Source organism: Streptomyces sp. NBC_00236 (assembly GCF_036195045.1).
Classification (GTDB): Bacteria; Actinomycetota; Actinomycetes; order Streptomycetales; family Streptomycetaceae; genus Streptomyces.
This window is the reverse complement of the sequence record NZ_CP108100.1, coordinates 7,046,274-7,063,122: the sequence shown is the minus strand read 5'-3', so window position 1 is coordinate 7,063,122 and position 16,849 is coordinate 7,046,274. Positions and strand designations below refer to the sequence as shown.

Below are 16,849 nucleotides of genomic sequence, written 5' to 3'. Positions count from 1 at the left end.
CGTAAAGCGCGAGAGCGGTGACTTGCAGAGCCAGGGTGATCACGGTGTGGGCTGTGCGATGCCAGCGGTCTCCCAGGCCGAGGTGCGCGCGGGCAGCCGCACTGACGCTCGGCTAACCGTGCTGGTCGGCACCGGTGCGCTGCAATGCACGCACCAATGCCCGCTGGCTTCTGATGGAAGTGAGGCCGACGCGGAAACCACGGCAGCATGGGAAGTCCGCCCGCCGCGGGTGACAGAGTCAGATGGAATCCGGCCAGCCCTGCGGTCAACGCGAGGATCACCGACCCACCGACGGGAACGATGTCCGCCAGGGCCAGCAGTCATGCACTAAGTGGCAAGAGGGTGAGGAAAGCGGCACCGGAGGCGGGCGCGGGACCGGGCCGTTGCTGGTGCCGTCTCGGCGGGATTCACGACAGCAGCGTAAGCGCAGGGGGTCAGGGTCCGGTTCTCCGCATCCGCATCGCCCGCTCGGCCCGGCGGGCGGCCAGTACCCCGAGGTCGGAGCGCATATGGGGCGGCACGAGGATCTTCGGGGCGTTGAACAGGACGACAGCCACCTCGCACAGGATGCAGAGGAGGATGACCACTACGGTGAGGGCGAAGAGAACCGTTACCGGGCCGGCCATCTCCACGTCCAGGAGGCCCAGGAGAAGAAGGACCGTGACGCCCCAGAGGGACACGACGGTGAGGGCGAGGGACCGCACCTCTCCTCGTTTGACCTCCTTGCCGAACGGCATGAAGGCGAACGTCTGCATGAAGTGGTCGACCAGGCCGGCGTCGCGCCAGAGCTGAGTGACCTTCCAGGTCATGAATGCGGACCCGGTCACGAAGAAGAGTCCGATGAAGTACGGCATTGCGCGATCCCTCCATGTCTGTTGCCGCCGGGCGGGCTCCGTGGTCCGTGGTCCGTGGTCCGTGGTCCGTGACGACTCTCGCAGCTTGCTCGGCGCACTGCTCTGGTCCGGCTGTCAGCTGAACCAGCCCTTCACCCCCTTCCATCCCCTCAGCCTCACGTTGTTGACGGTTCGCGTCGCCATGATGCCCGCGACGGCTCCTGCGCCGGCGCCGATGGCGCCCGCCGATTGCGGTGCCCACACCGGGCGTGATGGCGGCTCCAAGAGTGGCCCCCCTTGGTCGCTCCCATGACCACGACGGTCGACCGCGCCGTCAGGTGGATGTCATCGCCTGTGCGGTCAGCCTCTCGTAGGCATCGCAATCCGCGACCTGCGCGGCGAGGGTCTCGGTCTGGGCGCGTGCTCGCTGAACGGAGTTGCAGCTGGTGGTGAGCGCTTCGAAGTGGCTGATGATGTTGTCGGTCACGGCCACCGACATCGAATGGCTCGAGCCTGTGACTGCCCTCTCGCGCAAGCGATACCGCTGATCCCCTACCACCGAGGGCCGCGCCTAGAAGGCCGACGAGTCCGCGGAGGCCAGTCCAGTGTCCGACGGCTTACCGGGTTGGTCGCCCACCAACAGGGTGAGCCCACACAGACCACCGGCCAACCAGCTAGCCATCATCCACGTTCCCCAGCCGAAGCCCAACGTCACGACGAAGACGACAGCCGATGTCGTGAGACCGGCAACAGCGGCACGTCGCGGACCGTTGCCGGCATCCCACTCACGGCGCAGCACTCCCGTGCGCTGCCAGGTCCTCCAGAGGACGACACCCACGATGGTCGCTTCCACCACGACGAGCCACGCGGGAATTGGAGGCAGACTGTCCGACCCCGCCTCGCCTCGCCACACATCCATGAGCCCGCCGACCAAGACGACCGGACCAGCCAGGGCGAACACTCCTGCCAGCAAGCGGAAGAAGCCAACGCCCACGACCCACACGCCGACACTGTCAAACGGCATGGCAGCGTGGGACAACTTGTGGAAGCGGTGGGCAGCTCCCCGGAGATCCGTCGCAACGATCCAGCCCATGGCCGTCGCAAACACCCCCCAAACCACAGAGAACATCGCGCCCCCTTCGCCATATATTTCCGCCCCGGCCAGCGACGCCACCGGCTGTGCCCGCCACGGTATGCCGGTGTCGTCAGCTCCCGGTATGCCGGATCCCGGCAACGTACGGGCTCGCCGGATGCCGGATGGACGCCCAGCCACGGGTGGGCTCCACTCCGCGGCTGACGATTCACTCGGCAGGGGTTCTGCATACTCCGGTGCCTCGCGGTTGTCTCCCAGCACCTCAAACGAGCAAGATCCTTAACCCTGCATCCTGCCCGTTCCGGGAGTGATTCAAAGGAATGGCCCTAGTCCGCCCACTTTGACGCCCAGCGTCACGGCTTGCGGATGAGCCGGCATCGGTCGCTCCTTCGAGCGAGTGCAGCCCGAACAGCCCACCCCTTTCCGCTACCGCTGACAGCATCCGCCCCGTCAATGAAAGCCAGGATCAAAGGTGGTCCCCTTGAAACGGCCGGTCAATGAGGGACAGCTCTCGGTGCTGCAGTGGGTGGGAGCGGGATGTCCTGAGGACGTGTGGAGACAAGCCGCTCCACAACGGCCGTCACCCCGGACACAGGACGCTCCGGCCGTCGAGCGAAAGCCACGTCCTCCCCAGCAGAATCGCGTGACGTTCACGGAACAGCTACTTCAGGAGCTCGCGGACGCCGGTGGCCGGATCGTCAAAACCACCGCCGGCCGGGACTCTGCGAACTGGCCGTCCCGGATCGCGGCCGCTCGCAGATCGGCAAAGCTCCCGAAGACAGATACGAGATCAAACTCGTCGACACCCCCGCCTGGCGCTTTGCCGTCCTCGCCCCTGTCCCTGTCCCCACCCGGCTCACTCGGCCGCACAGCGTGGTCCGGGCCATGCAAAACGAACCCCGACCGCTGGGCCTGACCAAGCCCGTCCAAGCACGTGCCCTACGGCTCATCCAGGCACTGATCACCGCCACCGAGTCCGAAGGACACGCCTGCTCCGCGGGACGACCCGGCTCTGCACCCCCGTCTCACCACCGCCGCAGCGCGTCTCCCCACTTCACCATCACCGCGCAAGGGCTCACGGTGGGGTTCGTCGTCCAGCAGGAACAGGACCGGACCGAGCATGTCGCGACCGAGAAGGAACTCGCCGAAGCCCGGAAGCACTCCTGGATCAGAATCCCCCGCTTCGACTACACCCCGTCCGAACGCCTCCGCTTGGTCCTGAGCGGCGGCCAGCCACACCGGGCGAGCGAATGGGCCGACACCCCCGGCCGCCCCCTCGAAGAGCAGCTTGCCGAGATCGCCCAAGAAGTCACACTCCGCGGCGAAGCCGCCGAACGCCAACGCCAGGAGGAACTCGAAGCAGCACGCCAGAAGCGCCTCCGCTGGCAAGCCGCCATGGAGAAGGCCCGCGTCCAGTACGCCGAGACGTACCGCGTCAGGCACTTCGAGGCGCAGGAAGCGGCATGGCGCCACGCGACCCGACTGGCCGAGTACGTGACCGCTATGCGCACGCGAGTCGAGACCATGCTCCCAGACGAAACCAGAACCGAAGCCGAGGCATGGATCAACTGGGCAGAAGCCACCACAGAACGCCTCGACCCGCTGAACACGCCACTCCGGATGCCCCTCATCCCCGAACCACAAGCCAACGACCTGAAGCCGTTCCTCGGACACTGGAACCCCTACGGCCCCTGACACGAAACCCTCCTGGCGCCAGCCCCAGCCGAACGCACCAGGCGTTCAAGTACGGCCGAACTCGCGGCGAAGCCCCACCAGAGCTCCCCAGTGGGGCCTCGCCCCACCCGGCTCCAGGCGAGGCCCCGCCTGGCCCATCAGCAAGTCCCTCGCCCTATCACCGATGTCGTCGCACACGCCCTGTCACGCGCCTGTCACCAACACCGTCAACGCACCTGGACCACCAAGTCCAAACCCGCGTGAACAGCGTCGAACTGGACCACGTGGACGCCACAAGACGCCATCTACCACCTGTGCCATGTGGCACCGAGGGATGTGCCCATGACGAGGACCGGGGCGTCTTCTGGCCCGTCGAAGCGGTATTGCAGGGGTTCAACGTTCTTCTCGCTCACCCACTCACGCTCCCACATCTCCCATCCGCTCCGAGAACGGGGGGCGGGGCACTCGCCAGTTCTCCCCACGTTGCCGCGGCCGGCCGTAGATCCTCCACATCCGGCTTCACGTGCCGTCGCCTGGTCGTGCGGACGTCGGTGTGCCCGGCCCCGCGGGCAAGAAGGCGGTCCCGCGTCCCTGTGTTCGCGAGTCGATCGCGCACCGCGTCCAGTCCGGCTCGACCCGAACCCCGAGTTCGTCCGGGACCACACCGTCGAGACGGGCCCGGGCCCGCTCCGCGCTCCGCAGGGCGAGCCGCCGGTAGACCGTCCGCCAGGCCGGGCCGGACGCTGGTGGGAGCTGCCACCACGTACGGTCCGAGGTGGCCACGAAGACGACCCGCCGCCAGAACCTCACCGCCACCGGCCCTACCGCGGCCTCCGTCCTGTGGACGTTTCATGTCCCTGGGCGGCACCACCGCCGGAACAACACCCACGACTCGTCCGGCACCAACCCGCTCGGTCTGAGCCGCCATGCACAGCTCAACGAACGATCACGCCACAGGACCCGACGTCCCGAGCTCGTTGATTCTGTGGGTGGGGTGCTCTCGTTGATCTACTGCAACGGAGGTCCGACATGCTCGGTGTCGTACTTGACCGCAAGCACCTCGATGCGCACGTCATCGTCATTGATGACTCCGCCGTTTTCCTGAGCGAGTGCGGCGATCTCGTAGAACAGCCCGTCCGGGCCGGCGGGCGCGAACATGACCAGGAACCTGGCCCGCTCGCGTCCGACCACCCGGGGCGCGTGGGCCGTTCCGCGCGGCACCATGACGAGCGTGCCTGGCGTGGCACTCACCCGCTGGCCGCCGATCTGGAAGTCCATCTGGCCCTGGAGGACATAGAAGAGCTCCTCGCTGCTGTGATGGATATGAAGAGGGGGCCCGAATCCGGGCTCCGCCGTCCCCTCCATCACGGCGATGGAGCCTGAGCCCTGGTCGGCGGTGACCTTGCCGAGCAAGTCGGGGATCAGCAGGCCGTCGCCGGGGATCGGCAGGCCCTCGCCGGCCGGGAGGACGATCGCCCCATTTGGCAGGTAGCTCACGAGGTTCCCTTCTGAACGGAAGCGGACCTCACGTACGACACGGACGGACCGTTTCCCGTGCATGCCGTCTCCGCGAGGTGGTTTTCTGGATGAACGGCTGCCGATGTGTTCCATCCAGCTGTCCGCTGCGCGGGCATGCGCTCCGGACTTGCGGATGGGCCCGACCGCCGAGACTTTCAGGTGCCCGGATCAGTCCGGCCGTGGTGCGCACCGGTCCTCGACAGGCTTGTGATTCGAGTGGTGAGCGCCCCTGGCGCGGCGCGCGTGGAGACGGCGAACTCCTTCAGCGGTTCGATGGGCTCCTCGCGTCGTCCGGCGTCTTCAGTACGGATGGACGAGGTGCGGAGGGTCAGTCGCGGACGGTGAGGCCGATGGAGAAGCTGCTGCTGCGGACGGCTTTGCCGGACATGGCGCACATCAACAGCACGCTCGTCCCTTCGAGCCACCGAGCGCTCGTCAGGTCGCCGACGTCGAGCGGGCGCAGCGTGAGGCTCTCGACGAACGAGGACACGCGCGCCTTGGCCCCGGCGTCGTCGCCGGCGATGAACACGTCCAGCGGCCGGGGGTCCTCGGGCGTGCAGGCGGCCAGCACGTGGCCGAAGACGGTGTTGAACGCCTTGACGACGTGCGCTCCCGCGGGAGCGGACTTGGCGATCTCCTGCGCCGCGGAACCGCCCTCCGGCGTAACCAGTCCCGTGAGGTCGTGATTGAACGGGTTGGTGATGTCGACGATCACCTTGCCCGACAGCGCGTCGCCGAACCGGCGCACGAGCGGGACGGCGTGGGCGTAGGGCACGGCGAGGATGACAATGTCGCCGGCCGGGGCCGCACCGATCGTCCCCGCCGTGGCGCCGCCGATCGTCCTGGCCAGAGCTTCGGCCTTGGAAGCATCGCGGCCGATGACCTCGACCGCGTTGCCGCCGGCGACTGCACGGCTGCCCAGGGCGCGGGCCATGTTCCCCGTCCCGATGATGCTGATCCTGCTCATGGTGTGCGCTCTCTTCCTTCTCGATCTTTCGGACTCCCTCGCCGGCCTGGTCAGGCGCGCCCGGTCCAGTTCGCCGCACACATGTGGGCGGCGGGGGTTGTGATGCGGGCTCAGCGGCCCGCATCACCGTAACCGGACTTTACCCCGCTTCTATTCCCTCGGCTACCGTATGGCCGTGGACACTCCCCTGCTGCCCATCGGGCCCCCTCCCGCCGAGCGTGCCGACGCCGCGCGCAATCGCGAACACCTGCTCAACGTCGCCCGCGAGATGATCTCCGAGAGCGGTGCGAGGCGGGTCACCATGGACGCACTGGCCGAGCGGGCCCAACTGGGCAAGGGAACCGTCTTTCGGCGTTTCGGCAGCCGGGCGGGCATCTTCGCCGCGTTGCTCGACGACGCCGACCGCACATTCCAGCAGCGGGTGCTCTACGGGCCGCCGCCACTGGGTCCCGGAGCCGACGTGACCGCCCGGCTGGTCGCCTACGGCCGCGCGCGCACCGGATTCCTGCTCGAGCACCATGCGATCGAGCGCGCCGCACTCGATCGCAACCAGAAGGTGGCCGTCGCCGCCGGAGGGATGTCGACCACCCACATCCGGATGCTCCTCGGGCAAGCCCGGCGCGAAGGCCTCCTGGACACCGCCGATATCGACAGCCTGGCCATGCAGCTCGCCGCAGCCCTTGAGGGCCCCTTCGTGATGTACCTGGCGCCCGCGGAGGACACCGACCCGGAGTCGGCACGCCAAGAAGCCGCGCTCGCCGACAGCTGGCAATCACTCGTCGAACGCGTTCTGAAATTCGGGTGACGGCGAAGACCGAGGCTCTGTGCATCTTGCCGGTCAGCGCGTGATGGGCCGTCACAGACCAATGGTCACGCGGCTGCCTGCTCAGCCCTCGGCACGAGGCCGGAGGACAGGGAACGAGCCGAGCGCGGTGGGCCGCCGCGCACCTGGCGCACGGCGGCCCGTTCCCGGGGTCCCGCGTCTCAGGCCTGGTCGTGCAGCCGGGCCGCCAGCGAGGCCAGCGGCTTGGCCTCCTCGGTGTGCCCGAGGGCGTTCAGCCGGGAGACCGCCGCGTCGAGCCGGATGAGTGCGGGAGCGATGCGCCCCAGGTAGATGCCCTCCACCGCACCCGCGAGGCGCGTGCACTCGGCCCACTCACCGGCGCGGTCCTGATCGGCATCCGGCTCACCGAGCAGACCGAGAGCCTTCTCCAGTGCGGCCAGTGCGGTCTCGTACTCACCGGCATAGGCGTTGACCCGCCCGTGTTCGTAGGCCAGGGCGGTCTCGAGGGTACGGCCTTCCGCCTCGAACGCAGCGGCTCGCGCCTCCTCGGCGATCCTGCCCGCCCGCGCGAGGTGGTCGAGGGCGGAGGCCAGGCCGTCGGAGCCCTCCTGCTCGGCCTGGAGGCGGGCGAGTTCGCGCAGGGAGTTGCTGAGCTGCTCGTAGCGCGGGGCCTGCGCGTGGGCGGCGAGCGCCTGGTCCATGACCTCGCGGGCCCGGTCGAACTCACCGGACTCGCCGAGGAGTACGGCCGTTTCCGCGGCGATCATGGCGTGGCTGCCCGGGTCGTCCTCCCAGCCGGCCGACTCTGCGGCCAGCGCGACGAACTCCGCCGTGGCGGCCTTCAGGTCCTCCCCCGCGTGCAGCGCACGGGCACGGGTCAGGCGCAGCTGCGCCACCAGCCGGTCGTCCAGCTCCCCGGCGGCGACGCCGGGATCGGTCAGCAGGGAGTCGAGCAGGGCGATGCAGTCCTCGATGCGGCCCAGGTCGAGGCTGAGCCGCGCCGCGTTGCTGAAGGTGCAGAACGCGTCGGTCCTGCTGCCGCGACGAAGATCCACTTCCGCCGACCGGGTCAGGTGCCGCAGGGCCTCGTCGGGGCGTCCCAGGTGCATACAGGCCTGGGCCAGATCACCGTACAGCCGGCCGTTCTCGGCAGCCATCGCCGTCCATTCGCCGGCCAGTCGCACCCCCTCGGCCAGATCGGCGTACGCCGCCTGCGCGTCCTGGCGGCCGAGGTTGATGCGGCCACGCAGTCCGAGTGCGCGGGGCAGATGCCAGGCGGGGCCGTGCTCCCTCAGCCGGACGACGAGGGCGTCGAGCTCGGTGCCCGCGGTCGCCAGGTCGCCGGAGATGGCGTGGGTGCCGGCCCGCAGCAGCGCGGCGCCGGACACCTGCCCGCCGATGTCGTGCCGTTCGGCATACGCGTGCAGCAGCTCCACCTCGGCGAACGTCGCCGCGACGTGCTCGTCGCTCACCGATGCCTGGAGGCGCAGCCCCAGCGCGGTGGCGCGCAGCCGCAGCAGCCGGGCCTCCTGAAACGGGACGAGACCGGGCGTCTCCTCGTGCAGCCGGACCATGGCCGCGTGGGCGGCGGTCAGGGCGGCAGCGGCCTCGTCCCCGGCGTCGCCGTCACCATCGCCGTTGCGTTCCTTGGGGATTTCGGCGGTGGCGAGCGCGGCACAGGCGCGGGCGAGCGCCGCGTCACCCGGTGCTCCGCCGTCCTCGTACAGGCCCGCGGCCTCCTCGTACAGGTCGGCGGCTTCGGCGAAGTCGTCCCGGTCACCGGCCCGGCCCGCCTCGTCGTCGAGCAGGTCCGCGCGCAGCCGTACGAGCGGGCCCACGGCCGGGTCGTCGGGGTGGGTGTAGCCGCGGGCGGCGACGAGCCTCCGCAGCCGCGCCCAGCAGAGCTGTGCGTCGGGGTGCCCCTCCTCGTCGAGTTCCCTGGCCCGCAGGATGAGTGCGGGCAGCTCCTCGGGGAGGTCGGCGCTCTTGCGGGTGGCGGGCGCGGCGACCGGGTCGGCGGGGTCCACCTCGTCGAGGGTGCGGGTGCGCAGGGTCAGTTCGAGGCCGTCCAGCAGCGGGGCACGGTCGAGGCGGGCCTTGCGGCGGTCGGTGAGGGCCGTGGTTCCGTTTCGGGCGTCGAAGCGGGCGGCGAGGTCGTCGGCGCGCCCGCGCACCTCCGCGCCCAGACCGCTGACCGTCCAGCTGCGGCCCGCGTATCCGGCCGCGGGCAGCTCGCCGTGGCCAAGTGACTCGACGCGCCGCAGGAGAACGTCCACGCCGGTGAGGAAGTCGAACAGGTCCAGCGGCGAGTCCACCTCGTCGAACAGGTTCCGGTTCTCGGCCAGCAGTTCCAGGCCGCGTGCCTCGTTGCCGGTGAGCGCGCAGAACTCCAGGTGCCGGCCGACCTCCCCGGCCATCGAGGCGTTGCGGCGGCAGCCCCGGTAGCCGGAGAGGTGCAGTTCGCGGGCCCGGTCGGCGTCGCCGGTGCGCAGCAGGGGCAGCAGCGCGTACGAGAGGGAGCGGGCCGGCTCCTCCTGGCAGGACTCCTGGCCGGCCAGGACGGGTTCCCAGGCGCGCAGCGCGCGCTCGTCGTCGCCTGCCGCCAGGTGGTACAGGGCGCGTTCGCAGATCTCGCAGGCCTCGCAGTCGCTCAACGCGGTACGGGTGCGGCCCGCCCACAGCTCGTAGGCGACGGCGGTGTCCTCACCCGTGTGCGAGGCGAGCTGGTACACCTGCCCGTAGTAGGGCTGGAGGCCGAGACCGGCCTTCTCGTACCGGTCCTTCATCTCCTTGAGCCACTGGCGCAGGCTGGCCAGCGGCATCTCGGGCAGTGCCCGCAGGGCGCCCGCGACCCACTTGAACCGCCAGAACAGCAGGTGCCGCAGCCGCTCGTCGAAGACGTCGGGCTGCTCGTCGAAGAGGGTCAGCAGACGGGCGAAGACGACGGGGGACTTGCGGGGCTCGGAGCCGTACGCGTACGCCTCCTGGAGTTCGAGGAGGGTACGGACCAGAGCGACGGGCTCCTCGAACCGCTCGGCGGCGTCGACCAGTTCCTCGGCGGTGACGGTGCGGGTGCGGCCGTAGGGGCGCCGCTGGTTCTCCTGGAGTGCCTGGTACAGCTCGTCGGTGTTCTGGGGCGCGGTCGGCATCGTCAGCTGTCCTTGCGGAGGGCGTGGGCGAGGAGGTCGAGGAAGGAGCGGTTGATCAGGCTCGATTCGGCGGGCCTGAGCGGGCGCCGGGACAACAGCGCGGCCTGCCCGTAGAGGGCTTCGGCGCTGGTGCGGGCCAGTTCGGGTTCGTCGATGGCAAGGGCGGTCCGGACGAGCGGGTTCAGCTGGTTGAGGATCAGCTGGGCGCGCGGGGCCTCCTGGCGCAGCGCGCCGAGGATGTCGCCCCACAGGCCGCCGTCCTGCTCACGGGCGAGCTGGGAGCGGGTGCGCTCGTGCCGCGCCTCACGGCTGTCGATGAGGAGGGCGGGGGCGGAGGCGGGATGGAAGGTGCGCAGCGCGACGTCGCAGTCGAAGACGGCGAGTGCGTCACGGGCCCGGGCGAGGTAGGCGGCGGCGGCCAGTTCCGTCTCGCGCTCGACGGGGTCGAGGTGTGCGGTGAGGGTCGCCGGGTCGAGGTCGGCGACGCTGACCTCGGGCCTGATCTCAGGGAGCCGGTGGACCAGTTCGCGGTCGTAGGTGTAGCCGCCGTTGACGACCCCGAGCCCGGCGGCCGAAGCGATCGCGGCGACCTGCCGGAACTCCTCCACGCTCGACGTGACGAGGACGCTGCGGTGGGTGCGCGCGAACTCGTCGAGGCTGGTGGACCCGTCCGTCGTCTCGAACGGCAGCCAGGGAAGCAGCATCCGCAGGATCTCGTCGTCGTGCACCGCGAGCGACTTCACGGCCAGGTGGTGGGCCTGGAGGAAGCGGGCGAGCAGGTCGGGATCGCTGGCGGCCGCACGCGCGATCCACGCGCGGAGCCGCTCGGCCAGGGCGTCGCGGACGGCGGCGAGGGTGTCGTCCTCGTACAGGGCCTCCCGGGAAGCGGTCGGGCGCAGGCTCTCGGCGTCGACGACGCAGCGGACGAAGAACGCCCACTCGGGCAGGATCTCCTCGGCCTGCTCCGACAGCAGCATGCCCTTGACGTGCACACGGTGCCCGTGGCGGCGCCCGGTCGGCACCGCCTCGGGCAGCACGCACGCGATGCCCTTGAGCCCCACGGCCGGGAGGTCCAGATCAATGGTGTCCAGCGGCTTGAACCCGAAGACCTCCTCGCCGTAGGCGGCCAGCGCGCGGGAGCGGGCGCCCGGCGTGGGGTACGTGCCCTGCCAGGGCGCGGGCTCGGGGTTGACCCGGGCGCCCGGGCCGCCGGAGCCGTCGTCGAAGGTCACCGGGTGGCGCAGCAGGGAGCCGAAGTGCCGGGCCAGGGAGTGCACCTGCCCCGGACGGGTCCATTCGCCGGCGTCGGTGCGCGGTGTCAGAGTGACGGTGGTTCCGGGGCGCGGGCGGGCGGAGGCCGGCAGGGCACGGACGCTGTAGCTGCCGTCGCCGCGCCCCCGCCACTCCACCACGGGTGCGTCGGGGGTGCGGGCGGAGCGGCTGACGACCAGGATCTCGTCGGCGACCAGGAAGCAGGAGAGCAGGCCGATCCCGAACTGGCCGATGAAGTCGCCGCGTTGCTCCGCGATCCGGTCGGCGCGCTTGCTGCTCCGGCCGATCGTGGCGAGGAAGGTGTGCACGTCGGCCTCGGTGAGACCGACGCCGTCGTCCTCGACTCGTACGACGGCACCGTCGGCGTACAGACGGATTCCGAAGGCATCGGCGGGGGCGCCCGGTTCCAGTCCGTGCCGGGCTGTGAGCGCGTCCACCGCGTTCTGCAGCAGTTCGCGGAGGTAGACGCGAGGGCTGGAGTAGAGGTGGTGGGAGAGGAGATCGACGAGGCCGCGCAGATCCACCTGAAAGGTGCGGTCGGCGTCGGCCGGGTTCGAGGCGGTGTCGGGCAGAGTCATCGGGCAGTCCGGTGTGGGAGAAGCGGCAGGAACGGAGGCGGGCCGGGGCCGGCGCTCAGGCGCGGCGGTGGTGACGGGCGAACTGCTTCTCGGGTTCCTCGAAGTAGGCCCAGGGCCATTCGGTGTAGGCACCGTCGAGCGCCTGGAAGACGCGCCCGACCGTGTGGCGTTCACCGGCGAGCGACAGCGCCATCGCGAACACGTTGAAGTCGTGCTGCCATCCCGGACGGCGGGCGTAGGCGGGGTGGAGGATGCTGCGGTCGGCCGCGTCGCGCAACTCGGCCTGGATCGCGGAGGTCCGCAGACAGGACGTGTCGTCCGACTCGACCCAGTCCTCTATGTGGGCCAGGGCGATCGCGCAGCCGATCCGGTCACCGTGCGGAGCCTGGGCGACCGCGTCGCGGGCGAACGCCATGGCCTCGCCCGGTTCGCCGCCCCAGCGGGGCTGCAGCTGCGAGATCCATTCGATGTGGGTCTCCAGGTCCAGCGGGGCCCGGCGCAGGGCGGCTTCGAGCCGGGTCTCGTTGATGACCGTGCCCAGCGACATGCCACGGCCGGAAGTGAGCAGTCGGCGCCATGGCGTGACCCAGTCCGGCCGCAGCTCCGCCGCCCGGAACAGCTGCTCCTCGGCGATGTGGAGACGCTCGTGGAAGACCCGCCACTGCTCCTGAGTGACGTTGACGGCCCGCGCGCTGGTGCGCGCTTCCCAGCCCCAGCTGACGTGGCGCGTCCCCGATATCAGCAGTGCGGTCGCCCGGTGCTCCTCGTCCTGCTCCACGGCCCGGCCGATCCAGTTCTGCACACCGTCCAAGTCGGCGAGCTCGCCCAGCACTTGGTGATCGCTGCCGAGATCGAACGGCCCCAGAGCCGCCTTGACCGCTTCCCAGTCCCCCGCACGGGCCGCATCGACCAGCGCGAGCACCCGCGCGTCCCCGAGCGCGCGCAGCGTGTACACGCCGTTCCGCTGTCTGCGCGGCACGGGAAGGGCGTGCGGATCCGCCTCCGGTCTCTCGCCGCCCCTGCCGAAAAGCTTGCCGAACATGCCGCGCCCTCCCCTGGTCCCGCGTGATCGTCGGGTGCAGCATAAGGGGACGCCCCACCATCACTTCCACAGGGTATTCACGGTTGCTCCATGAATCCGGTGCAGGGTTGCCACCGCCCGGGCCGGGTCAGCCCGAGACGCTCGCCCGGCCGTTCTCGATGTGCCCCATCAGCCGGCGCCGGAAGGCGTCGTCCCCGTCGACGGTGACGTCCAGGTCGTACCAGCCGTGTGCGTCGGCCGCCGAGTGCACCACGGTGCGGCTGCGCCCCGGCTTGACCTTGACGGTCCTGGTCCAGTCGCGCAGGTCCGCCTCGTCGACGTATCCCCGCGGCCGCACGTCGAAGGTGAGCGTCGTCCGTCCCGTGTTCCGCAGCGTGAGATGCAGATCGCGCTCACGGGCGTCGACCCGCGACGCGACCTCGGCCGGGGCACCGTCCTTCGTGGACCCGGCGAACTCGCGGCGGAAGCCGTTCGGCCCCGTCACCGTGAACCGGTACGCCGCGCCGGTGACGGGCACCGTCCACTGCGCCGTGCCCTTCACGTCCCGGTGCTGCGGTACGGGGAACTCGCCCGCGTACGGATACAGCGCGAAGTGCGCCGACGAGCGCCCCGTGTTGCTGAGGGTCACCCGCACCGCGCCGTCCACCACCTTCGCCTGCGCGTCCGGCTGGTACGGCAGCGCACGGGCCGGACGCGTGCCCGGCTCCTGCACGGGCATGTGCTGCACGAGCGGCGGCCTCGGCGACCAGCGGCCGCTGAACGGCGGTATGGCGCCCGGCTGCTCCACCTCGGGTCGGCGACGTGCCCGCGAGAAGTCGAAGGCGGAGGTCAGGTCGCCGGTGACGGTGCGACGCCAGTCGCCGATGTTCGGTTCCTCCACCCCGGTCCAGCGCTCCAGGAAGCGGATCACGGAGGTGTGGTCGAAGACCTCGGAGCAGACGTAGCCGCCGACGGTCCATGGCGACACGACGAGCATCGGCACGCGTATGCCGAGACCGGTGGGCTTGCCCTCCCACTGCTCCTCGGTCACCTCGGGCGAGGCCACCGGCGGCGGCACGTGGTCGAAGAAGCCGTCGTTCTCGTCGTAGTTGATGAGGACGGCGGTGTGCCGCCACACGTCGGGATGCTTGCCCAGCGCGTCCAGGACCTTGTAGACGATGGTCGCGCTGTGGATCGGCGAGGAGACGCTCGGGTGCTCGGAGTCGACGGCGGAAGGCACCAGGTAGGAGACCTCCGGCAGGGTGCCCGCCGCGACGTCCCTGGCGAACTCGTCGGCCAGCGTCCCGGTCTCCACCCTGCGCAACGCCCGCTCGAACAGGCTGCGTTCGGTCTTGTCGAGGGTCGCGACACCTTCCTCCAGCAGGCCGAACAGCCGCTCCCGCTCCGTGGCGTCGGCATCCCGCACCGCGGCGTAGAACGACTCCATGAAGGTATGGCCGCCGGTCTTCGCCAGCGCCTTGCGGGCCACCGCCTTGAAGGTGGCGAAGAACTCGATCTGGTTGTCGGTGAAGTTCTCCCACTCGGTGTACGTGCGCCAGCTGCGCCCGGCCTTCTCCAGCCGCTCCGCGTAGGTGCCCCAGTCGTATCCGGGGTGGGCGCCCTCGTCGTACGCGTCGTTGCCGACGGCCCGCTTGCCGTTCGGCTCGTTACCCGTCTTCCCGCTCCACAGGTGGTTGCGGTTGGGGCTGGTCGAGGAGTGGATGGAGGAGTGGTAGGCGTCGCAGACCGTGAACGTGTCGGCCAGCTCGTAGTGCAGCGGGATGTCACGGCGGTCGTAGTACGCCATGGTGGCGGCCGTCTTCGCGGACACCCAGCCGTTCATCCACCCGCCGGCCCACGCCTTGCCGCCGCCGCTCCAGGAGTGGTCGAGCGCACCGATGTACTGGAGGTCCTTCTTCTGCGTCTCGGCGGCGCCGCGCACCGGGAACGGCAGCACGGTGGTCCCCAGCGGTGCGGGCTGCTCGAAGACCGGCTTGCCCGTGGGCAGCTCGACGGCGTTGCGGTCACCGAAGCCGCGTACGCCCCGGAGCGTCCCGAAGTAGTGGTCGAAGGAACGGTTCTCCTGCATCAGGATCACCACGTGCTTGATGGCTCCGAGCCCGTCACGGCCTCCGGCCCCCGCCGCGTGTGCCGGCTGCGCGGCCATCGCGGCCTGCAGCGAAGGCGGCAGCAGCGACCCCGCCGCCGCCGCGCCGAGCGCACCGCCGCCGAGTGCGAAGAGCCGTCGCCGTGAAATGTCCGTGGTCAAGTTGAGCCTCCCGAGTCCTGTCGTACAGCCGGGAAGCTAATCAAGCCGGGTGGCGCGGGGAAGGATTTCGTCCGGCTTCACGGTGAACCTCCAACGGTTCGTGAGGGAAAGCCCGGCCGCCCAGCACCCATCCCCGCGGACCCGCGCCGCCGGACCCGCGCCGCCGGACCGCGCCGCTCGGAGCGCGAGCGTCCGCACGGGCACTATTCCGTGCCCTCCGCCGGCAGGCGCTCCGGCAGCCCGATCCGCGGGAACCGGTCGTCGTGGAACGTGGTGATTTCGGTGATCGCCCCGCCGGCGATCCGCAGGACGTCGATCGTCAGCGGCAGGTACGCACCTTTCTGCTCCTGCCAGAGGTAGAAGCCGATGGCGGGCTGCCGGTTCACGGAGGTGGATACGGCACGCAGGCCCTTCATGCCCTCAAAGCCGCTTTCGGACCAGTAGTTCGCGACCGTGTCGCGGCCGATGTACAGGCCCGGGGTGGGCGGCATCGAGCAGCGGACGTCGTCCCGCAGCATCGTGACGAGCGCCTCGACGTCCGTGGCCACGGCGGCGTCGGTGAAACGGCGTACCAGCTCGCGCGTCCGGGCGTCGTCCTCGCCACCGGCCCAGTCCTGCCGCTCGGCGGGCAGGTGCTCCCGCATGCCGGCCCGGGCCCGCTGCAGCGCGCTGTTCACGGAGTTCACGGAGTCTCCGAGGAGCTCCGCGACGTCCTTCGCCCGCCAGCCGATCACATCCCGCAGGATCAGCACGGCCCGCGGGCGCGGCGCGAGATGCTGGACGGCGACCAGGTAGGCCAGCTCGATGGTCTCCCGGGCGACGGCGACCGCCTCCGGCTCGTCCCCGTCGCCCGCCGACAGCTCGTCGAGCAGCCGGTCCGGGTAGGGCTGAAGCCACAGCACCTCACCATCGACGGCCGGCTCCGGGCGGCACTTGGCGAGCAGGTCCAGGCAGGCGTTGGTGGCGATCTTGTACAGCCAGGCCCGCAGGGTGGACCGGCCCTGGAAGGTCTCCCGCCGCCGCCAGGCACGCAGGAACGTCTCCTGCACGGTGTCCTCGGCGTCCTCGAACGATCCGAGCATCCGGTAGCAGTGCACATGCAGCTCCCGCCGGTGCCGTTCCGTCAGCCCCGAGAACCCCCGCTCGTCGACCTCGCCCAGCCCGCTCACGGCCGGCTCGTTCTCGCCCAGATCGTTCATGCCCAGCTCCTCCGGTCGCGTGACCGCCATCGCGGCATCCTTCCGCCTCGTCGTGCCCTGTTTGTGGATATGACGGGGGCGGGCGCGAAAACTCATCACTGGGGCTGACCGCCATGGCTCATCCGGTGAACCTGCCGGATCGGCTCGAAGCGGTCCGCTGACCGAACCAGGACCCGGTGCACGTCGTCCAGCAGTTCGGCGCTCCCGCTCCGGATCTGGGCCGCGGAGACGTGAACCTGGCTCGAACTGCGTCGACGTGCCTGGATGTCGACGGTGTGGACTCGTCCGCGGGCATGCCGGAGCGCCTGAAGCGCCGCGCCGATGGGGCCGGCATCGCCGTCAGCGTGTTCCATCGGCGTACGGAGGCGCAGGACCCGCCACGCCGATCCCCCTGCGGCTCCCCCGCCGGCTCCGGACCCTCGGGCCTGATCCCGGACGACGACGTCGCACCGGCGGACTCGCCAGGGATCCGCGAGGCTGTGCCCCGTGGGC

General features: G+C 70.4%; 13 protein-coding genes. 2 read left to right on the top strand and 11 right to left on the bottom strand.

Translation table 11 applies throughout. The annotated features are described in order from the left end of the window. Window positions 1-434: 434 nt before the first annotated feature. From OG446_RS31470 to OG446_RS31460, 3 genes are all read right to left on the bottom strand, one after another. On the bottom strand, window positions 435-854 hold the full coding sequence (locus OG446_RS31470; RefSeq protein ID WP_328897190.1) for a hypothetical protein: 420 nt from the start codon (window positions 852-854) through the stop codon (window positions 435-437). Window positions 855-1,167: 313 nt separating this feature from the next. Further along, a complete protein-coding gene (locus OG446_RS31465) occupies window positions 1,168-1,320 on the bottom strand; it encodes a hypothetical protein (RefSeq protein WP_328897189.1) in 153 nt (50 codons plus the stop codon). Between the two features lie 84 nt (window positions 1,321-1,404). Further along, a complete protein-coding gene (locus OG446_RS31460; protein ID WP_328897188.1) occupies window positions 1,405-2,007 on the bottom strand; it encodes a hypothetical protein in 603 nt (200 codons plus the stop codon). Window positions 2,008-3,006: 999 nt separating this feature from the next. Between OG446_RS31460 and OG446_RS31455 the strand changes: the two genes are divergently transcribed. Beyond that, entirely contained in the window at window positions 3,007-3,621 is a 615-nt protein-coding gene (locus tag OG446_RS31455; RefSeq protein ID WP_328897187.1) for a hypothetical protein, read from the top strand. Between the two features lie 987 nt (window positions 3,622-4,608). On the opposite strand, the gene OG446_RS31450 is transcribed toward OG446_RS31455, so the two are convergent. Then, a complete protein-coding gene (locus OG446_RS31450) occupies window positions 4,609-5,097 on the bottom strand; it encodes a cupin domain-containing protein (RefSeq protein WP_328897186.1) in 489 nt (162 codons plus the stop codon). 349 nt (window positions 5,098-5,446) lie between these two features. Beyond that, a complete protein-coding gene (locus OG446_RS31445; RefSeq protein WP_328897185.1) occupies window positions 5,447-6,085 on the bottom strand; it encodes an NADPH-dependent F420 reductase in 639 nt (212 codons plus the stop codon). A 175-nt stretch (window positions 6,086-6,260) separates the two neighbouring features. On the opposite strand from OG446_RS31445, the gene OG446_RS31440 reads away from it, so the two are divergent. After that, the gene (locus tag OG446_RS31440) at window positions 6,261-6,890 is read left to right on the top strand and encodes a TetR/AcrR family transcriptional regulator (RefSeq protein ID WP_443050243.1); all 630 of its coding nucleotides are present in this window, start codon (window positions 6,261-6,263) and stop codon (window positions 6,888-6,890) included. A gap of 179 nt (window positions 6,891-7,069) precedes the next feature. Here the strand turns inward: OG446_RS31440 and OG446_RS31435 are convergent, their stop codons facing one another. The 6 genes from OG446_RS31435 to OG446_RS31410 all read right to left on the bottom strand — a co-directional run bounded on the left by OG446_RS31435 (window position 7,070) and on the right by OG446_RS31410 (window position 16,710). Further along, a complete protein-coding gene (locus OG446_RS31435) occupies window positions 7,070-10,018 on the bottom strand; it encodes a hypothetical protein (RefSeq protein ID WP_328897183.1) in 2,949 nt (982 codons plus the stop codon). A 2-nt stretch (window positions 10,019-10,020) separates the two neighbouring features. Beyond that, window positions 10,021-11,868 carry an HSP90 family protein gene (locus OG446_RS31430; RefSeq protein ID WP_328897182.1) on the bottom strand — a complete coding sequence of 616 codons (1,848 nt, stop codon included), beginning with the start codon at window positions 11,866-11,868 and terminating at the stop codon, window positions 10,021-10,023. Between the two features lie 55 nt (window positions 11,869-11,923). Then, entirely contained in the window at window positions 11,924-12,910 is a 987-nt protein-coding gene (locus tag OG446_RS31425; RefSeq protein WP_328897181.1) for a hypothetical protein, read from the bottom strand. 127 nt (window positions 12,911-13,037) lie between these two features. Then, on the bottom strand, window positions 13,038-15,158 hold the full coding sequence (locus OG446_RS31420; protein ID WP_328897180.1) for a phosphocholine-specific phospholipase C: 2,121 nt from the start codon (window positions 15,156-15,158) through the stop codon (window positions 13,038-13,040). Window positions 15,159-15,361: 203 nt separating this feature from the next. Further along, window positions 15,362-16,387, bottom strand: a complete 1,026-nt coding sequence (locus tag OG446_RS31415; RefSeq protein ID WP_328897179.1) for an RNA polymerase subunit sigma-70 — start codon at window positions 16,385-16,387, stop codon at window positions 15,362-15,364. Between the two features lie 65 nt (window positions 16,388-16,452). Next, the gene (locus OG446_RS31410; protein WP_328897178.1) at window positions 16,453-16,710 is read right to left on the bottom strand and encodes a hypothetical protein; all 258 of its coding nucleotides are present in this window, start codon (window positions 16,708-16,710) and stop codon (window positions 16,453-16,455) included. Between the last annotated feature and the right edge of the window lie 139 nt (window positions 16,711-16,849).